The 17,670-nt window shown below is 63.6% G+C and carries 9 protein-coding genes; 3 read left to right on the top strand and 6 right to left on the bottom strand.

The features are described from left to right. Positions 1 to 47 precede the first annotated feature (47 nt). The 5 genes from ACIQWO_RS12750 to ACIQWO_RS12730 form a co-directional block, all read right to left on the bottom strand. Positions 48 to 1,733 carry a hypothetical protein gene (locus ACIQWO_RS12750; RefSeq protein ID WP_402824152.1) on the bottom strand — a complete coding sequence of 562 codons (1,686 nt, stop codon included), beginning with the start codon at positions 1,731 to 1,733 and terminating at the stop codon, positions 48 to 50. 25 nt (positions 1,734 to 1,758) lie between these two features. Then, on the bottom strand, positions 1,759 to 2,316 hold the full coding sequence (locus ACIQWO_RS12745; protein WP_402824149.1) for a hypothetical protein: 558 nt from the start codon (positions 2,314 to 2,316) through the stop codon (positions 1,759 to 1,761). An 18-nt stretch (positions 2,317 to 2,334) separates the two neighbouring features. Further along, positions 2,335 to 5,481 (bottom strand): RCC1 domain-containing protein, encoded by a 3,147-nt coding sequence (locus ACIQWO_RS12740; RefSeq protein WP_402824146.1) that lies wholly within the window; start codon positions 5,479 to 5,481, stop codon positions 2,335 to 2,337. A 47-nt stretch (positions 5,482 to 5,528) separates the two neighbouring features. Next, complete coding sequence (locus ACIQWO_RS12735; RefSeq protein ID WP_402824143.1) at positions 5,529 to 6,029, bottom strand: hypothetical protein; 501 nt, start codon at positions 6,027 to 6,029, stop codon at positions 5,529 to 5,531. 78 nt (positions 6,030 to 6,107) lie between these two features. Further along, positions 6,108 to 11,087 (bottom strand): RCC1 domain-containing protein, encoded by a 4,980-nt coding sequence (locus ACIQWO_RS12730; RefSeq protein WP_402824140.1) that lies wholly within the window; start codon positions 11,085 to 11,087, stop codon positions 6,108 to 6,110. Positions 11,088 to 11,361: 274 nt separating this feature from the next. Between ACIQWO_RS12730 and ACIQWO_RS12725 the strand changes: the two genes are divergently transcribed. The 3 genes from ACIQWO_RS12725 (at position 11,362) to ACIQWO_RS12715 (ending at position 15,213) form a co-directional block, all read left to right on the top strand. Further along, complete coding sequence (locus tag ACIQWO_RS12725) at positions 11,362 to 13,443, top strand: hypothetical protein (RefSeq protein WP_402824137.1); 2,082 nt, start codon at positions 11,362 to 11,364, stop codon at positions 13,441 to 13,443. A 259-nt stretch (positions 13,444 to 13,702) separates the two neighbouring features. Continuing rightward, positions 13,703 to 14,722, top strand: coding sequence for a transcriptional regulator (locus ACIQWO_RS12720; RefSeq protein ID WP_402824134.1), 1,020 nt, complete (start codon positions 13,703 to 13,705; stop codon positions 14,720 to 14,722). Next, the gene (locus ACIQWO_RS12715) at positions 14,719 to 15,213 is read left to right on the top strand and encodes a hypothetical protein (RefSeq protein WP_402824131.1); all 495 of its coding nucleotides are present in this window, start codon (positions 14,719 to 14,721) and stop codon (positions 15,211 to 15,213) included. The genes ACIQWO_RS12720 and ACIQWO_RS12715 overlap by 4 nt, the downstream gene beginning before the upstream one ends. Positions 15,214 to 15,310: 97 nt before the next feature. Here ACIQWO_RS12715 and ACIQWO_RS12710 read toward each other — a convergent pair whose 3' ends face one another. Next, positions 15,311 to 17,554, bottom strand: a complete 2,244-nt coding sequence (locus ACIQWO_RS12710) for an autotransporter outer membrane beta-barrel domain-containing protein (protein WP_402824128.1) — start codon at positions 17,552 to 17,554, stop codon at positions 15,311 to 15,313. Between the last annotated feature and the right edge of the window lie 116 nt (positions 17,555 to 17,670).

The following is a 17,670-nucleotide window of genomic DNA, read 5'->3' as shown; positions in this document are numbered from 1 at the left end:
CAAGCGTCACAAGGGACGATTGCGCGTCACGCAGGCGACGCCTGACGTCACGGGGGCGTGATGCCCACCACCGGAAGCCGACTCGTCACGCTGCGGCCGCTCACATTTCTCTCCTCGGACCCGCCGCTCAGGTCGTACGTCACCGCGGTCGCCGAGTCCAACGGCGTACTCGTCCAAAAGTGGTAACTGAGCCACCCCATATGACGACCCACCGGTCCGCTGCTGGGGAAATAAGTTCGCCAGAACGCCTGCATTTCGTCCACGCTCGGCAACACCAGCCCCACCCTCGTACACGCGGTGCGTGCGCCCGATTGGGTCGCGTTGTCGCTGACGTAAGACATCTGTCGTGCGCCGCGCACCGTCAGGGTGAAGCTGCGCGACTGTCCGAGGCGGTCCGTCGCGGTCATCCTCGCCGTACCGTTGCCGGTGGCCGTCACGCGCCCGTTGGCATCGATCTGCGCCACCGAGGTGTCATCCGAGCGATACGTGTACGGTGCCGTGCCGAATCTCGCCTCGCGCGTGAGCATGGCGAAATCGGGGGGCGCCAGCGGAGGCCTCTCGCCGATGATGTACCCGTGTACCGCCAGATCGATCGTGGCGGGCGCATCGAAGGGCGCGCCCACATACAACAGATAGGCAGCCGAGCGCACGGGCATGGCCGTGCCGCGCACCACGGCGTAGGCAATCGACGCCGAACGATCGACGTTCTGGTCGACGTGAATGCGCGGGACTTCGAAGACAATGCCATCCTGGGGTGTCGCCCCCACCGTACTGCGGGCCACGAACGGGGCCGGTACGCCGCTGGCGTTGGTCCAGGCAAGCTCCACTACGTCACCTGTTGCAATGCCCGGATAAGGTCTGACCCGCACCTGCACCGTAGGGGTATTGAGCGTGACGGGATCGATTGTCTGGGACTGGGCTTGCGGCACCTCGACGGCGGGCAGCGCGCCGACAGGCTCCAGCACCCGCAGCCGCGAATCGTTCGAGTGGATGAGCGTTCCGTTCGCCAGCATGACCTGCGTTTTCACCACCACTTCGCGGCCGGAGACGCTGGCCAACACCTCGCGAGGAATGGTGAAACGCACCGGCTGGTTGACGTCGGTGGGCAGTTCGATGCGTTTCGCGTCTTCCCATCTGGCGTTATCGATGTTGATGAAAACGACATCGAAGCGCGCCATGCCCGCATAGGGCCTGATCGTCGCCGATGCGCCTTGCGCGGGCACGCTCTCCAGATTCAACACCCCGCCTACAACGCCGTCGATGACCGGCGGATCGACGAGTCCCGGCTCCGGCGCAGGCTCACCGATCTGGAGGGTCAGCGCGCGGGACGTGTCGGTCACCCCGTTGCGGTGTGTCACGGTATAGGTCACGCTGACCGTCCCGCCCTCACCGGCAAGGACGACAGTGCCCGGCACGGAGAAACGCTGCACTCGCGTCACAGCAGACGCGCTCACCCGCAGCGTGTCCGAGAAGGTTGCGGCCGCCGTGCGTCCTCGCCAATTCACCGTGACGAGGTCGTCCAACGCCTTGCCCGTATACACGGGAACTTCCACTGTTGCCGGGTCCGTCGCAGGGTCGAGATTGTTACCTGTCGCTTCGGTAACTCTCGGCGCTTCAAGGACTGCCGCAGCGGTTGCCAATACCGATACGTCGTCGCGATCCATGATCGTGCTCCACTCAAGATTGATGGCCGGAAAACTGCCTCGCGTCGCGCCCGGTCGCCGTGCTGCCATGCACGTCGCCCGGGGGCCGCAACGGCTAGCTCGTCCAGCGCGTGCGGTCGGCCCTCGCCTCGCGGCGTGCCCGACGTCGTGCCGCGTCGCTATTGCCATCGTCGGAATTTCCCACCCCGGCAGCCCATCGTGAACGACGCTCGCCGAGACCCTCCGCCCCCAGCGCCTCGACATGCACGCCGAGCGTGTCCGACACGCGTTGCGCGCCACCTGCGGCCGGACGCACGACGTAGTCCACCGTGATATCGCGCCCCGCCAGTGTCTTGAGCTTCGGCCACGGCACCCATAGCGTGATGTCCTCGCCGATCCAGTTCTCGGTCACGTCGAAATCGGTCGAGACGACGCCTGCGTCCCCGCCGCTCACGCGCAGGGACACGCTGTCGCCCTCGCTCATACCGGTATAGGGCGCAATCGTGAACGCTGCGCCACGCATGCCGACTGTGCGCAAGACCAGCTTGCCGTCCTCCACATCGACGGCTGTAGGCGCGAGTAGTGTTTCGGTAGCGGACGCAATGCCCGAGACCTCGGAGACCGACGCCGTATCGGCCGCATCGGTGTTGCTGTTGGTATTGCTCTCATCCATGATGGTTCTCCTTGTCGGTCAGGACGCAACGACGATCCGGCCACGCGACGCTGCCGTGGCGAGATACGTGAGGTTCGTGCCGAGGAACTGTTGAACAGAGGCGCTGTTGCCGCCGGATGCGGGCAGGCCCCAGGTCACGATGCCTCCCTGTTCCAGCACGGCCACGAAACACTCTGTTCCGGCGTACACCGCGACAACGTTCCTCAACTGCCCCGCGACGGGTGCTGTATTGCCGCCGTTGTTTTGATCTCCCCATGCCACGACCGTACCGTCCCGGCACAGGGCAGCGAACGCGAAATTTGTCGACGCCACCTGCACGATGTCATTGCGTCGTGCAATGTCGGCAGGTACGACCGCCCCCTGTGCTGTGTTCCCCCAGGCCACTACCGAACCATTGCTACGACGCGCGCAAAACGCGCCTGCCGTCGCCGTCGTTTCCTCGATATCGGTGAAGCTCGCAATATCGGCAGGCACCGTGCCGCCGTTCTTAGTATCTCCCCACGCCACGACCTGCTTGTCCGCCGTGATGGCGCTGAAAGCGCGCGATGACGCCGCCCCAGGCACGACGATATCGAAACGCGCCGCGATATTAGGCGGCACGGTGCCACCCGCCGCAGGGTCGCCCCACGACACGACGGTGCCGTTACGGCGATATGCCGTGAAAGCGTTCCAAGTGCTGCGCACGCCGAGAATGTCGGTAAAAGCGAGAATATCCTGCCCCGGATTGCCGCCGTACGAGGCATGCCCCCAACAGGTCACATTGCCGCCTGCCCGCACACAGGCGAACGCTCCGGAATATGTGGAATAGACCATGCGCCCATCGGTGACCGCCTTGGCCGCTGCATTCAGTTGGCCGCCGTAGCTCGAATGCCCCCATGCCGCCAATTGACCGTTGTTGTGCACGAGACCAAAGGCGGAGAACGTGCCCACGATCCGTCTGGCATCGGTCACCGAGAAATCCTGCGGCAGCGTACCGCCGTAGGACGCATTGCCCCATACCGCGATGCGACCGTTCAGCCGACGCAGCGCAAAGGCGTTGTAGGTCGAAGCGATATCGATCACGTCGTCCAGCGTGTATAGCGTCGACGGCATGACGCCCGCGGCGTTGGCCGAATTTGCCCCCCACGTCACCACACTCCCGCGATTGGTGAGTGCCATCATTTGGCCGATGCCGGGACTCGTCATCCCGAGACCGAAAATGTTGACCGGGTTCAGCGTCACCACATCGTCTTGTGTGCTCACCTGAAGCGTCATCCACGGACGCCGGTCCCGGAATGTCGTGGCGAGCGTCACCTCACTCTCATCGTCGTATTTCCACAGCGCCTTGACCGGCTGCCGCGTAGCACGCACGAAGCTGTGGATGAATTGCGACGTTCGAGACGCAATAGGATCGCCGAACAAATTGCGCGCCCCCATCACCAGCAATTGGCCTTTACCCGGCACCGCCACAACATCGAAACGCGCAGGCGGTGCGACCTCCTGCGTTGCGCCATTCGCCCGCTTGAGCGAGTACTCCAGCGAGATGGTTCGCCCGACGTTCGCCCGCGCTACGCTCTGAGGCAACACCACGATCAACTCGCCCCCGGCTTGCGTCTGCGTCACCTTCGCCGTCTGCGTCATCGTGCCGCCGCCCGGTGCGCCTCGCAGCGTCACCGTTACCTCGTCGTTCAAGCGCAACTTCGCCGTGGCTGGGATGCGCACATGCACGCCGTTCGGGCAGTCGTCCGGGTTCAGACGGTCGTTCACCGCCTGGACAATTTCCGCCGCCGGGGTCACCGCGTTACGAACCACCAGCTCCGTCACTTCCCCCGTGAAGACCACCGCCGCACCGCGCGTGACGTCGTAGCTCACATCCGCCATCTTTTCGCCACCGGCGCGGACCCGCGAGTAAGGCACCGTGAAGCGGATGTCTTGCCCCACGTCTGTCGCTTTGACGATATACGGATTGCTCGTGTAATCGCCTTCGTCGACCTCGCTGTCCCAGTACAGCGTAATCACGTCGCCCTGACGTATGCCCACGTTGGCGGGCACTGTTACGGTTACGCCTGTGGTCGGGTCCACGTCGCGAATATCCAGTTGCCCGTTCGCCGACGACGGCACCACCGGCGCTGCCACCGCAGCCGATTCGCGTTTGACGTCGAGCACGAGCGCTTTTGACGGCTGCCACGACCCATCGGGCATTTCCTTCGAGTACGTCAGCGTGACCTTTTGCCCGATGAACGGTGTGATCTTGTTCACCGGAATGCGCAGCGGATACGGCGCGTTGAGGTATTTTTCCGAGATATCCAGATACCACTCCGCGCCCGTTGGCGGACCACCGGCCCACACCACATGCACGTAGTCGCCGTCGGTAATGCCCGCGTAGGGGCCGATGAGCGCCGTCACCCCCGTGGGTGCCAGATCCGGGTTCAGAATGCTGCCGGTCGCTTCGCTGATCACTGGCACGGCGAGCAGATTCGGATCTTCCACCTCGCCGATCTTCAGACCCAGCACCTCCGAGGGAATCGGTGCGACGACCCCCGTACGCACGACCTCGTAGGCCACCGGAAGCTTCCGGTTCTTGAACGGCGCGATGACCTCCGGCGGTACCGAGAACGTCACCGCTCGCACCGCGCGCACTTTGATCTTGTCCGTGTAGAACGTCGATTCGCCCTGCGTGCCGATCAGCAGACGGATCTCGTCGTTGATCGCCATGCCCGCGTAGATCGGAATCCGCACTGAGATACCGTAGTCGAGATACTCGACGTCCAACTGGTCCCCCGTCGCTTCCACCACCACCGGCGCGATAAGCTTGGTCACCGCCCGAACACCGATGAACAGCGGCAATGACGCAGACGTGAGGTCGTCCCCTTCGAACGGCGACACCACATAGTCCACGCCAATCGTCTTGTTCAGTGCCGCGGTCATGGTCGCCTTGGGCACTGTAATCACGAGGTCCGTGCCGACCTTGGTGTCCGAGACGTCGTACTCGCCGACCTGCGTTCGGACACCATCGACCGTAAAGAACAACTGGACGTAGTCGCCATCGGCCATCCCCGGATAACTCTTGATCGTGAAAGTCGCCCCACGTGCCGACAAATCCGGCGGGTTGACCGCCCCGTTCTTTGCTTCGTTGCTGATCGGCGCCGCAAGGGTGGCCGCAGCGACCAGAGTGCCTTCTGCCATGATTGCCTCCTACTACTTTCGAATGTGAGCGAATGACGCAATCGGGCTTAGCTCTGCCACCGCGTGCGATTTCGGAAGTCCTTCTTTTCGCCGCGCACGCGCGGTTCGTCGTCGTCTTCATCGGCACTCCGGCGTCGGCGCCCGGCCCCACCAACCGGGAACGCGTCGACGTTCAACGAGACCGCCGAAGAAGCTTCGCCGACGCCGCTGCCGACTCGCTGCAACACGTAGTCCACCGTCACGTTACGGGCGGCCAATGTCTTGAGTCTGGCCCACGGCACCCACATCTCGAGGTCCTTTCCGACCCAATTCGATGTCACATCGAAGTCGATGGCGCCCGCCCCCGATGCGCCACCGTCGAAACGCAGCGACACGTAATCGCCCTCGCGCATGCCGGGGTACGCGGCGACTGAAAAGCAGGCGCCACGCATGCCCAGCTCGCCCAGCGCAAGCGTGCCGTTCACTGCGTCGTTGCACATCGGAGGGGGCAGCGGCGCGCCGCCTGCGCCAGCGCCTGCTGCGTCAACACTGCTCTTGCCATCGTCCATGGTCGATCTCCCGAAGCGTTTCCTGTTGGCGCCAGCGGGTCCACACGATCCGCATGGACCGCGCTGGCGCAGCGTAGGTCATACCGTTGCCGCCATCGCAGCCTTTCCTTGCGGGGTCGCCAATGACAATCCCCCCGCAGTCGCCTGATAGAAGAAGTTCGTATTGAGATTCGCACGGATCGCATCCGGAATGGTTGCACCGCCGTTCCCGACACCCCAGGTCACGACACCGCCTGTCGCTTTGACCGCACAAAAAGCTTCTGTAGTGGAATAGAGCGCCACGATGTCCGTCAACTGACCGGCGACGGGCGCGGAGTTACCGCCTTGCGTCCCGTTCCCCCAGGTGACCACCGTGCCGCTACGCGTAAGCGCAGCGAAGGCACCCGCCGTCCCGACCACGTGCACGATGTCGCGGCGGCGCGCGATCGCATCCGGCAAATTCGCGCCACGGTTGATGTCGCCCCAGACCACAACAGCACCGGTGCTAAGCCGGGCAGCGAACGCGCCCCATGTCGCCGTCACCTCTTCGACATTGGTCAGACTGGTAATAGTGTTGTCAGGCGTGCCGCCGTACGCGGTCGGGCCGAACGCGAGTACTCCGCCCGCTCGGGTGCGCACCGCGAAGGCGCGCGCCGTGGCACTGGCCAGTTCCACAATGTCGAACCGGCCAGCGATCTGCCTGCCATCGTCGACATTCGCGCCCCACGCCACGACCGAGCCGTTCGCGCGCAAGGCGCAGAACGCCGTGAAGTTTCCGCGTATGTCGATGATGTCGTTCAGCGCGGTGATCGCCTGACTGGGGTTGCCGCCGTTGGCTTGCTCGCCCCAGGCGACGACCGTGCGACGGCTGGTGAGGGCACAGAACGCGTTGCCTGCGACAGCCACCGATCTGACGTCGTTCAGATTGCGTGCGGCCGTCGAGAGCGTTGCCCCCGCTGCGCCGAAGCCCCAGGCGTCCAAATACCCCTGCCCGCGCACCACGACGAATGCCCGGCTGTTGCCGTGAATACGCACCGCATCGTTGACACTCGTGAAGAGGGTGCTCGCCCCGCCTTCGGCGCTATTGCCCCAAGCGGCGATCTGTCCACCCGCGCGACGAATGGCGAACGCACTGCGTGTTGCCGATATCTCCACGATGTCATCCAGCGTGAGATAGGTCGTCGGCCGAACCACACCACCGTGCGCGTCAGCCCCCCAGGCGTCGATATTCCTGCGAGCGAAGATCGCGCTCATCGCCGCCACACCGGTCGCGGTCACGCTGTCGGAGCCGTTGCCGAAGAGATTCACCGGATTGATCGTGACCTGATTGGTGCTTGAGCGCACACGCAGCGGCATCCACGGGCGGGTGTCCTTGAACGAAACGGCAGAGGTCCAGGCTTGCTCGTCCGAATACCGCCATTCGGCCAACATGTCGTTGCGCGTCGTGCGATCCAGGGCACGCAGATACTGCGGCATTGCCGACGCCCGGTAGGACGTACCGTTGTTACGCGCGCCGATCACGCGCAGATCGCCGACGCCCAGTTCACGCCTCACGTCGTACACGTTCGGTCCGGAATTCTCGACGAGGGTGCCACGCGTCACCGAATAGCTCAGTGTCATGGGCGCGCCACCATTGTTCGCGTCGATCACGCTCTTCGGCACGACAATGTCGATATGCGAACCTTCCTGTGACGCCAGCACCACGTGCGTGAACGTCCCGGAACCCGCTCCGGCCGCCCCGACCACGCGCAATTCGATCCGATCGTTGGCCCGGAATAACCCTGTCGCCGCGAGCCGCACGGTCGCACCCGTGGCGGGCACGGCGGTAGGATCCAGAACTTGCCCGATGGCCTGCAAGATGACGGGCAAAGGCAGCGCCGAACGGCGGACGACGAAGTCCAGACGCGAGCTCGTCGCGATGACCGCATTCAGACGCACCACTTCGTACCAGACGGAGACATTGCCCCCCGTGCCCGCCTGAACCTTGTCGGCACCGATGGTGAATGAAATAGGATTCTGCGTGCTGCCGACCGTCGCAGTCCGCTCGTCGCTACCCGCCGCAATCGAGTTTTCCCAATGCAGGCGGATGGTGTCGCCCTGGCGCATGACGTTGCTGAAGTCGACCAGCACCTGCGCGCCCTGAAGCACCTCGCGCGGGTCCAGCACGCCGTTCTGTACGGACGGCACGCGCGGTGCGCCGATCTGAAGCGACTGACGACGCACCGTCAGCGTCAGAGGATCGGACACACGGCGCGGCGGGCGAAGGCCGTCGACGCTGTATTGCAGCGTGACCTCGCGTCCCTCGAACGGTGTGATGTTCGCCATCGGGATCGGCCGCGTGATGGGCCGCCCAACCATGGCAGCCGACACGTCGATCTCCCACTCCAACCCGCCGCTGCCCGGCCCGCCGCCCCACGTCATGACGATGAAGTCGCCGCTGGCCATGCCGGGGTAAGCCGGAATCGTCGCGGTCGCACCGGTGGTGAGCTTCGAGGGATCGAGCACGGTGCCGTCGGCTTCCGGCACCGACGGTACGGGCAGTGTCGGCTGCTCGTTCATGCCGATGCGCAACTGGAGCACCTCGGAACGGAATCGCACCACCCCGCCGCGCATCACTTCGTACCAAACCGGTACGGTGCGATTGATCCACGGCGCGACCGTGGCGGCACTGAGCAGGAAGTGATAATCGCGTACGGTGCTCACCGTAATGCTGTCGGTGTAGAACCCGACGTCACCCGGATTGCCCCAATGCATGATGAGGCGATCGCTGCGCATCATGTCGGCGTACCGCAGCACGATGGTTTCCGCGCCAAGGGCGGCCAGTGCAGGATCGAGAAAGTCGCCAACGGCATCCACAACGCGCGGTGCAGGCCACCGGCGCTCGGTGCGCACGATAACGGTGAAGTCCTCCGAATCCTGGCGGGTACCGTCAAGGCGATTGACGGTGTAGTTCACGACGACCGAGCTGTCCTGGAAGAAGTCCACCCGGCTCCTGTCCACGCGCATCGTGATATCCATGTTCTCGATGTTCGTCGTGATATCGATCGTGCGAATCTGCTCGCCGCCGCCGGTGCCCTCCCCCCATCGCACGGTCACACGGTCGCCGTTGCGCATGCCGGGATACGGTTTGACGCGTACCGTGACGAAGCTACCCGTCAGCGCTTCAGGGTCCAGTACGCCCATCGGCGCTTCGTCGACCAGCGGCGCGGGCAACCCCGGCTGCGGTACAGCCAGTACGGCAAATCGATTGATGCTCGACTCCTGCGGCGTGGCCTGACCGGCGCGCGTCACGCGGTAGTGAGCGTCGACCGAAGCGAGCCCGGCAGAATTCGCATTGATGACCGCACGGGGAACCGTCACCGTGACGGCCCGGCTGGGGTCGGTGACGACGACGCGCCCGCGCGTGGAACCCGCGGTGGTCGGACCGTCCCAGAACCACTCGATCACGTCGCCCGCACTCATCAACGTGTAGGGCAACACGGTCAGCTCGACGCCTTGCGTCGGATTCGTCGGCGGCGTCAGTTGTCCGTTGGTCACGCCCGCCACTTCGGGGCGTCGCAGCAAATTCGCGCCGACCACGTTGAGCGTGAGGACATCCGACACGCGCGTGAGTCTGTCGCCCGATGCCGGCGTCACCGTGTAGAACACGTCCACCGTGCCGCCCAACAGGGTATCGACGTAGAGCGGCGGCACCAGGAAGTCCACCCGATTCTGAATATCGGCCGCTGTCAGCGTCCTGCACGACGTGTACACCATCGGCGTGCCGTTCGCTCGCGTGCCTTCCCAACGCAACGACACGAGATCCCCTTCGCTCATTCCCATGTAGGGGTCGATCTCCACGTTGGCACCGTTGGGCGTGTTGATGGGATCGAGTTGGTTATTGGCGGTTGCCTCGCGAACGCGCGGCGCGGCCAGCCCGCCGCGCTCACCGAGTACGCGCAAGTACAGCCGCCGCGAACGCCCCTTCTCCGTCGTTCCGCTGCGCACGAAGTAATAGACCGACGCGGTGCCCGGCGTGATGGTGCGCACAACGGCATTGGGCAGCTTGGTCGTGATGAGCGCACCGGCGACGGTGACGCGCGCCGTCATTTCGTGGCGAACCGTCACGCCGTCGCCGGAGAGTCCTTCGAAGACCACGAGCACGGTGTCGCCGATGGCCATCGGCGGACTCAGATACATCACGACGACATCCGCGTCGCGGCCGCTGAGCGCGGCATAGTCGAGGTCGCCGCTAGGCGCCTGGAGGATGTACGGCACGGCAAGCGTCGCGCCGCTCGCTTCGACGTTGACGAACGCTGGCGGCGAGTTAAACGACCATTCGCTCACCACGTCGTCGATGTCGTACGTGACCATCAGATTCTCGCTATCGCCGCCAGCAAGGATCGTGTTCTTGTCGATGACGACCGTGACCGGTCTGCCAACTTCCGCTTGCGTGAGCGGGGGGTGGCGCACTGACTCGATGCCCCAGCGAATGCGCAGCCGATCGCCGACGGCCATGTTCAGCCAGGGGGGCACCGTGACAGGCACACCGGCTTCCGCTTCCGGCACGCCGATGATGCCCGGCGGAATGGTCGGCGCAGCGAGGTTCTCGTTGGTGTAAGGCGTATCGACCGGGTTCGGATCGCGACCGCCCGGCAGCGTCATCTTCACGCGCACCAGCGCATCCGGGGAGCGCTGCACATCGCCAGTGAAGGCAGACGTCACGGTGAACCAGACCGGAATCAGGCCGTCGCCGATACGTTGAATCAACGTCACGTCGATCTCGAGCGTGATCGGCAGGTTCCTGTCTTCCTCCGCCATCGTGTGCACGGCCGCTGCGAACTGATCCGTACCCCAAAACACCCTGAAGACGTCGCCGATCTCGAAAAGCACATTCGGCGCAATGGTCACGAGGAGCTTTGCGTCGGGTTGCTGAACATCGCGAAAGCCGACGCCGCCGTATGCCAGGACCACCGGCACGATAATCGATTGAAGGTCGGTATTAATCGAAATGAGATCGCGCTGCACAGGCGCAAAGACAAGGGCGTCGCTTGCCGATGTCTCGGGTAGCAGCGCGGAAAGAACGTCGGTCGTCGGCATGGTTCGTCTCCGCAGGAATTCGATGAGCCGTCGAATGCCCGGGAGCGAATACATCGCACCCGGCACTCCGGAGCTCCATCAAGCCACGCTTGATTTGTGTGCGCCAACTGTCAAGGTTGACAGTTACCCGGCGGCAAACTGCGGATTAACAATGGTCTCCCGCCAACGGTGTGCGCTCGGCGGATCTGCCCGCGAGCCGCGAGCATGGAGGCATGGCCCCGACAGCCAGCACGCAACGCGCACGCGCCGACTTCCACTGGTAAGGAGTTCTGTTATGAGAACCGATGAAAATACGCCACTGATCGTGCCGGTAGGCGATCAGGTCGCGGCCCCTCGAATCAAGGTGCAAAGCGATTCCGGGATCGACATCTACACGCCGACACTTCCCGTGGATCTTCTGGCGCCGTTGCCCCCCGGATTTCCTGCGAATGGACTGCTGCTGGCGTCGGCGAACGACAAGCCGCTTACGCTCAGGGCGACGCTTGATCGCGACGCCTTCGAGCCGTACGGTGAGGGCGACCTGATCGAAGTGTCGATCAACGGCGAGATTCAGCCGCTGCGTGAGATTACCCGGGCTGAAGACGCTGCCGCAGAAATCACCATCGTCATTCCCGCGCCGCGCGCCCACGGCAATTATCAGGTGCGATATCAACTCATCTCCGGTATCGTCGGTAACGAATCGGGTTTCAGCGACCCTGTGTTCTTCATCGTCGACACGAGACCTCCGGCTGTGCCCAAGCCGGGCAGTCTGGGGCTTCCGCCATCGGTCGTGTCCGACGGCATTACCGACGCCGTGCTCACGGCGCTCGGCGATGTTGTGATTGCCACCATCTATAGCTACTCCGACCAGTCTGCGGGCGATGTCATCACCGTCGTCGCGACCGGTGCCGACGGGTCCACCGCGACGAGCACCTATCGCATTCCCCTGGGCGGCCAGGACGATTTGATCGAGGTGCCGTTCACCCGCGACCAGTTTCTTTCTCTGGGGGACGGCCCCGTATCGTTCACCTACACGATCACGGATCTGGCGGGCAACACGTCGATCACTTCACCTGGCGTGCCATCTGTCATTCGCCTTCAGGACGGCATCACCGATCTCGCACCACCGGTCGTTCCCTTGTTCGACGACGACGGTCTCATCGGCGAGGCCGACGCCCGCACGCCGGTCGGCGTGGACATTCCGCTGAACGCGAAGATTCAGAACGGCGACCGGATTGTCGTCATCTGGGGCAACACACGCAGTGCGCCGGTCGCCGTGACCAATGCGGGTGGAGCGGTCGAGCCGCTCATGAGCATCTCGATCCCGTATGCGACGATTCAGGCCGAAGGTAACGGCAACATTGCCGTGACCTACGAGGTCCTTCGCAACGGCGAATTGCTCGGTACGCCGGCGATGGCGACCACCGTGGTCGTCGATCTGTCGCAGCCGGGCGGAGACGATGCCGATCCGAACACGCCGACCAACGACAACCTCGGTCTGCCGATCGTGCGCAAGGGAGGCTGGGTCGCCCCCGATCCCATCAACAACATCCCGGTGGAAGACTCGCTCAGGGACGCGACTTTCGTCATCCCGTGGCAAGGCGTATCGGGTACCCCGTCGTTCGAGGCAGGCGACGTCATCTCGCTCTTCTACGGCGTTGATCCCCTGGTCAACCCGGCCGCCACGCCGTTTGCGACGTATACCGTCACCCCGGCCGATGTGACGAGCGGCGTCGACCTCACGCAGGTGCTGCCCTTCGCAAAGATCACCGAGTTCGGCAGTGGATCGATTCCCGCCGCTTACACCGCCACACGCGTGGTGCGTGCGGCCGATCCTGCTAACGGCATCACGGAGGTCGCCAATACGTCGTACTCCCGCGTGCAGGACGTCACGGTGCAAAGTGCTGCCGAACTGCCCGGCGGGGGCGGCGGGTTACCGGTGCCGGTGTTCATGCCGCTCGTCGGCGCGCCCAACAACAACCTCGATTACACGCGCTCGTTCGCGGCCGGGGGCTCGATCGTTCGCGTCCTGCCGTACCTCAATATGCAGGTCGGCGACCGTGTGCGCATTCACGTGTTCGGCTTCTTCGGCAGAAACGGCGATCTGGGACCGGTTGCACTCGCCGAATTCGGTCACGCCGGCGACACGTTGCTTCCCGGGACACCGTACGAGGTCACGGTGACCACCCCCGGACAACCGATCGAGTTCCGGTACCCATGGTCGCGTCAGCAATATTTCTACTCGATCTGCCAGGTGACGGCCCGGGTGACGGTCACGAACCTCCGCGGTTCGGTCACGTCGCCGCAGGCGCCGATGATCTTCGCCGATACGCGGGCGAACAGGACCCCGCCACTCGACCCGAGTCGCCCGACCTGATCGGACGCTTAAACGGCTTCGCCGGTACTTTGCGGCACGCCGGACCGTTTCCCCGATCATCGGGAAACGGTCCGTTTTTTCAACGCGCATCGCCAAAGGGAGGGCCAACTCCGAAGCTACGTTTTCGGCGTACTATGGTTCAAAACCAGTGCGTCCGGCTGTTGCCACAAGCTCGAGATGCACGTATTGAAGTCCCCACGACAGCACCGCGACGCAGCGCCAGTGGCAGACGCGCAACGCCGCTTTTTTACACTCACAGATGGCCAAGTTCCTGATCGGCGACGCCGTACGTTTCGACAGCGATACGTTTGCGCTCGCTACCAAAGGGAATCCCGACGTGTCGCTCCCACTCGGCGCGGCAGCAGGCCGCTGCTTGCTGGTGCTGCTCGAAGCGAACGGCGAAATCGTCACCAAGCGTGCAATGCTTGGCAAGGCATGGGAGCAATACGGCGCCGTCGTGACGAGCAACAATTTGAGTCAGGCGATCATGCAAATCCGGCGCGCCTTCGAGCAAGCCGGTGCCGACCCCTCGGTGTTGGTGACCGTGCCGCGCATCGGCTATCGCCTGAACAACGTTGTGAAGGTCAGTCCGTTCGTCGACGCCAGTGCAGTCGAAAGCGTACTTCCGGCGTCTCCGGTGCTTCCGATGCCTCACTTTTTCGATGAAAAGTCCCAAAGTGACTCGGAACCAGAAAATTCTTTTCCCATTACGGAAGCGATCGTTCGCGAAATCGAATCCGATCTCGCACCGATGTCGCCAGACGCATCCGCAACCGCAACCGCATCGGACGCAGTGGTGACAGCGACGTCACCTGTGGCAATCCCTTCGTCCCACGATGCCCCTCCCGTTGTCCGGCACCGCATGCTTGTGCGACCGGTACGCACCACGCATCTCTTCTTGGCGATGGGCCTCTGGACGATCATCGCGCTGGCCAGTGCCATTTACGCGTTCCGAACGCTTCCACCGTTGCTCGGAAATCTGTATCAACATGCGCGCTCGGGCCAATGGGTCCCCGTGCCGAGCGACGTTACCCATCGTTACTTCGTGACGCCGGAACGCGCGGGCGACGCCCAGTTCGTCGCGAATCGCGTGAGCATGATCGAAAAGGAGCCGCCCAAATCGATCGTCGACTTTCCTGAGCGTCTCGTCTACATCAACGGCACCGCGTACAACGATTTGTACAGTTACTTCCTATGCCGACAACCCATTGATCGTCCCGATGCGAATTGTGTTTCGTATCTGGTCATGCAGGAGACGGGCAACCGGCCATTTCCATGAGACTCCGAATTCGCCTGCGCCACGTTGTGCTCGGAACGGCACTCGCCGTCATCGTGCCGTGGGTGGTCGTGTGGCTGACCACAACGCCTCAGCGCAAGCCCTGGCAATGCCATTCCGACATTGAAATCGTGACGCATTCAGACACGCCCCAACCCGGCATGGTGCGGGTCTGGGGAGAACTCGACACGGCGTTTGGCCGGGACGGCACGGGGTTTTCCCGCTTCGCCGGCTACATCGCCGACGGCCGCTCGTCGACACGGATACATCGCGCGATGGAGTTCGACTACCAGACGCTCGCAGACACCGTGCGCATGACCACCACGCGCAGCGCCCGACTGCTGAGCGACAACTCGGACGAGGAGAAAGTCTTGCGACATCTGCTGCCGCGCTTTCGTCCCGGCAACACCGATTACTTCCAGATCGTGCGCGTGAAGAACAACGCGGCGATGGCGTTCGTCGACCAGCCCCGCCTCTTTTGCGAGCGGCAATAAAAAAACCCTGTGCGATATTGCATCGCACAGGGTTAAGGATCCGGGCCGGGTGTTCGCGCATGTCGACACCCGACCGTACGATCGCCTCTCGTTATTTTCAGAACGTGTAGCGCACGCCCACATTGACGCCCCAGGGCTTGTCGAGACGCTTGCCCACGGCGTACGACGTATCGACATAGGCCTGAAGGTTCTTCTGCATCTGGGCTGCGAGACCGACGGAGAACTCAGCGCGCGTACCCGACAGGTCGTTATTGAACGATTCGCCGTTAATTACAACCGCGTTGTTCTTCGCGAACTCCTGCACCACCGCGGCGCGAACGTAAGGTTCGAACGTCCCCATTTTCGTGTCGATCGTCTTACCCACGCCGACACCCAGCGCGCCCTGCACCGAACGGCCACGCCCCGCATCGACTTGCATACCGTTATCCAGCGTGTAGTCGGAGGCACGCGACATCATGGCGGCGACTTGCGCATAAGGCTCGACGAACCAGCCGTTGTTGAACGACAGCTTGCGGCCGAACTCGGTCGAAAGGCCGAGGCCATTCGCGTGATAGTCGCCCTTGCTGCGGCGGCCATCGCGCATCATCACATCCAGTTCGGATGCGTAATGGTTGTACTTGAGCACGCCGTCGAAGTAGTAACCGTTCTTGCCCAGCCACGTCGCGTACATGCCGACCGTGTAGCTCTCGACGCTGCCGTTGGAGCCGACACCGAACTTCATCCGGCTGGTCGACGTACCCGCCATCGCACCGACGAGCCACTGGCCCGCGTCGTTGCTGGCAACGACGCCATCGGCGCCAGCGAGCACGCCCCACTGATCCTGCGAATAGCCGTGGCCGCCCGCCGGTTTGGCGTTGTATCGGTTGCCGAATGTACGCGCCCACACGCCACCGCCCTTGCCTTCGTTCAGGCGGACTTCGCCCAGACGCGCACGCAGCGTCGTGATCTCGCCGAGCCACACTGATGGCAGGGCGCTGGCCGCGCCGAGAACCGTCTCGGTGCTATTGGATTGCTCTTGTGTGCGCACCAACTCCCAATAGCGCTTGCCATCGGCCTCGCGCGCCACCAGTTCATAGGCGCGAGTGCCGAGATCGACCTTACCGCCGACGACGGAGAAGGTTGCGGCACCGCCATCGTCCTGCACCAGTTGCTGCACCGGGATTGCGGCGAACGCGCCCGTATTGAGCACGTCGAGTTTGAACTGGCCCGTCGAATCGTTGTCGCTCAGGTGCAGTTGGTCGGCCCCACCGTGCTCGAGATCCGTTTGCATGCGGAAGGTGCCCTCACCCGCAAGCGTGGCAATCTCCAGCGTACGGAACTGACCGGGAGCCTCTCCATGGCGCAGATCGATCACGCCGCCGCCCAGGACCACCTCGCCCGCGAGCACCTGGTTGTCGACGAGACGCCATTCGGCATCGTTGTTGACGTGCAGATGGCCCAGGCCGTCGATTCTGCCCGTCAGAATCGCGTTGTTGTCCAGGCGCAGACGCGTGTCGATAGACTCGTTCGTCACGTGTTCGGGACGGAACACCATGTCGCCGTCGAGCACGCTGTTGTCCACGTTCACGTTGACGTGATACGGCGTCATCGCGTTCGGCACCGTCGTGACACTGAGAAGCGTGCCACTGTCAGCCTTGATAGTCGTGCCGTTCCTGATATCGACGTCGATCATGAAATCGCCCGGCGCACTCAGCACGCCGCGCTCGATTCGAATGCCCGCACCTTCGGCAAGCAGACGCGCGTTGTCCAGCACAACCGTCGAACCGGCGTGCTGCGGGCGCGATTCGGTGGTGATCTTCACGGCGGCGTCCGAGCCTGAAATCGTCGTATCGACGGCGGTGAACTGGGAATCGGTCACCTGCACCGCGTAATTCATGCGCGCGCCGTCGTGACGGGTTGCCGTGATGTGCGAATTCCGAACGTCGACCGTGCTGTCGCCGGCCACCACGAGCGCGCGGCCGCTACCTTCCAGGATCACGTTATCCATGTACACCGTCGAACCCGGCACGTTCATGTCCGTATTGCCGCGTGCCGCCCAAAAGGCGACATCGCCGGAGTTCCTGATGGTCGAATCGATGAGCGTGACGGTCGATCCAAACATCGCGGTCGCCAGCGCAGAACTCGGTGCTACGTTGGCGTAGCCCGTAATGTTGATTTCACTGATGAAACTCGTGCCGCCATTCGTCGTACGCACGTACGACATCGGGGTCCGGCCGTCGATCGAGATCCTGCCCCCGCCGCCGATATTCGCAATCCCTGCGCCCGTCACGGTCACGCCCATGTTGTCGGTCGCCGTGACAACGTGGGCCATGCCGCCGGGGCCGGGCGTGTCGATCGTCATTCTCGGGCTGGTTTGCGCGTGCGCCAGAGGCGTGAAAACGAGAGCGGACGCGGCGGCCGCTAAGAGGCGGACACGAAAAGGTGTCTGAGCTTGGGAAGGCATATCGGTAATCCTTG

It is taken from the genome of Pandoraea sp. NPDC090278, assembly GCF_044772185.1.
Lineage (GTDB): Bacteria > Pseudomonadota > Gammaproteobacteria > Burkholderiales > Burkholderiaceae > Pandoraea.
Note: the sequence above shows the minus strand (reverse complement) of the source record. Positions and strands in the feature narration are given on the sequence as shown.

Coding starts and splice junctions, on each gene's coding strand:
- ACIQWO_RS12750 (WP_402824152.1), bottom strand. CDS start 1,733: ATGGCAGCACGGCGACCGGGCGCGACGCGAGGCAGTTTTCCGGCCATC.
- ACIQWO_RS12745 (WP_402824149.1), bottom strand. CDS start 2,316: ATGGATGAGAGCAATACCAACAGCAACACCGATGCGGCCGATACGGCG.
- ACIQWO_RS12740 (WP_402824146.1), bottom strand. CDS start 5,481: ATGGCAGAAGGCACTCTGGTCGCTGCGGCCACCCTTGCGGCGCCGATC.
- ACIQWO_RS12735 (WP_402824143.1), bottom strand. CDS start 6,029: ATGGACGATGGCAAGAGCAGTGTTGACGCAGCAGGCGCTGGCGCAGGC.
- ACIQWO_RS12730 (WP_402824140.1), bottom strand. CDS start 11,087: ATGCCGACGACCGACGTTCTTTCCGCGCTGCTACCCGAGACATCGGCA.
- ACIQWO_RS12725 (WP_402824137.1), top strand. CDS start 11,362: ATGAGAACCGATGAAAATACGCCACTGATCGTGCCGGTAGGCGATCAG.
- ACIQWO_RS12720 (WP_402824134.1), top strand. CDS start 13,703: ATGGCCAAGTTCCTGATCGGCGACGCCGTACGTTTCGACAGCGATACG.
- ACIQWO_RS12715 (WP_402824131.1), top strand. CDS start 14,719: ATGAGACTCCGAATTCGCCTGCGCCACGTTGTGCTCGGAACGGCACTC.
- ACIQWO_RS12710 (WP_402824128.1), bottom strand. CDS start 17,554: ATGACGATCGACACGCCCGGCCCCGGCGGCATGGCCCACGTTGTCACG.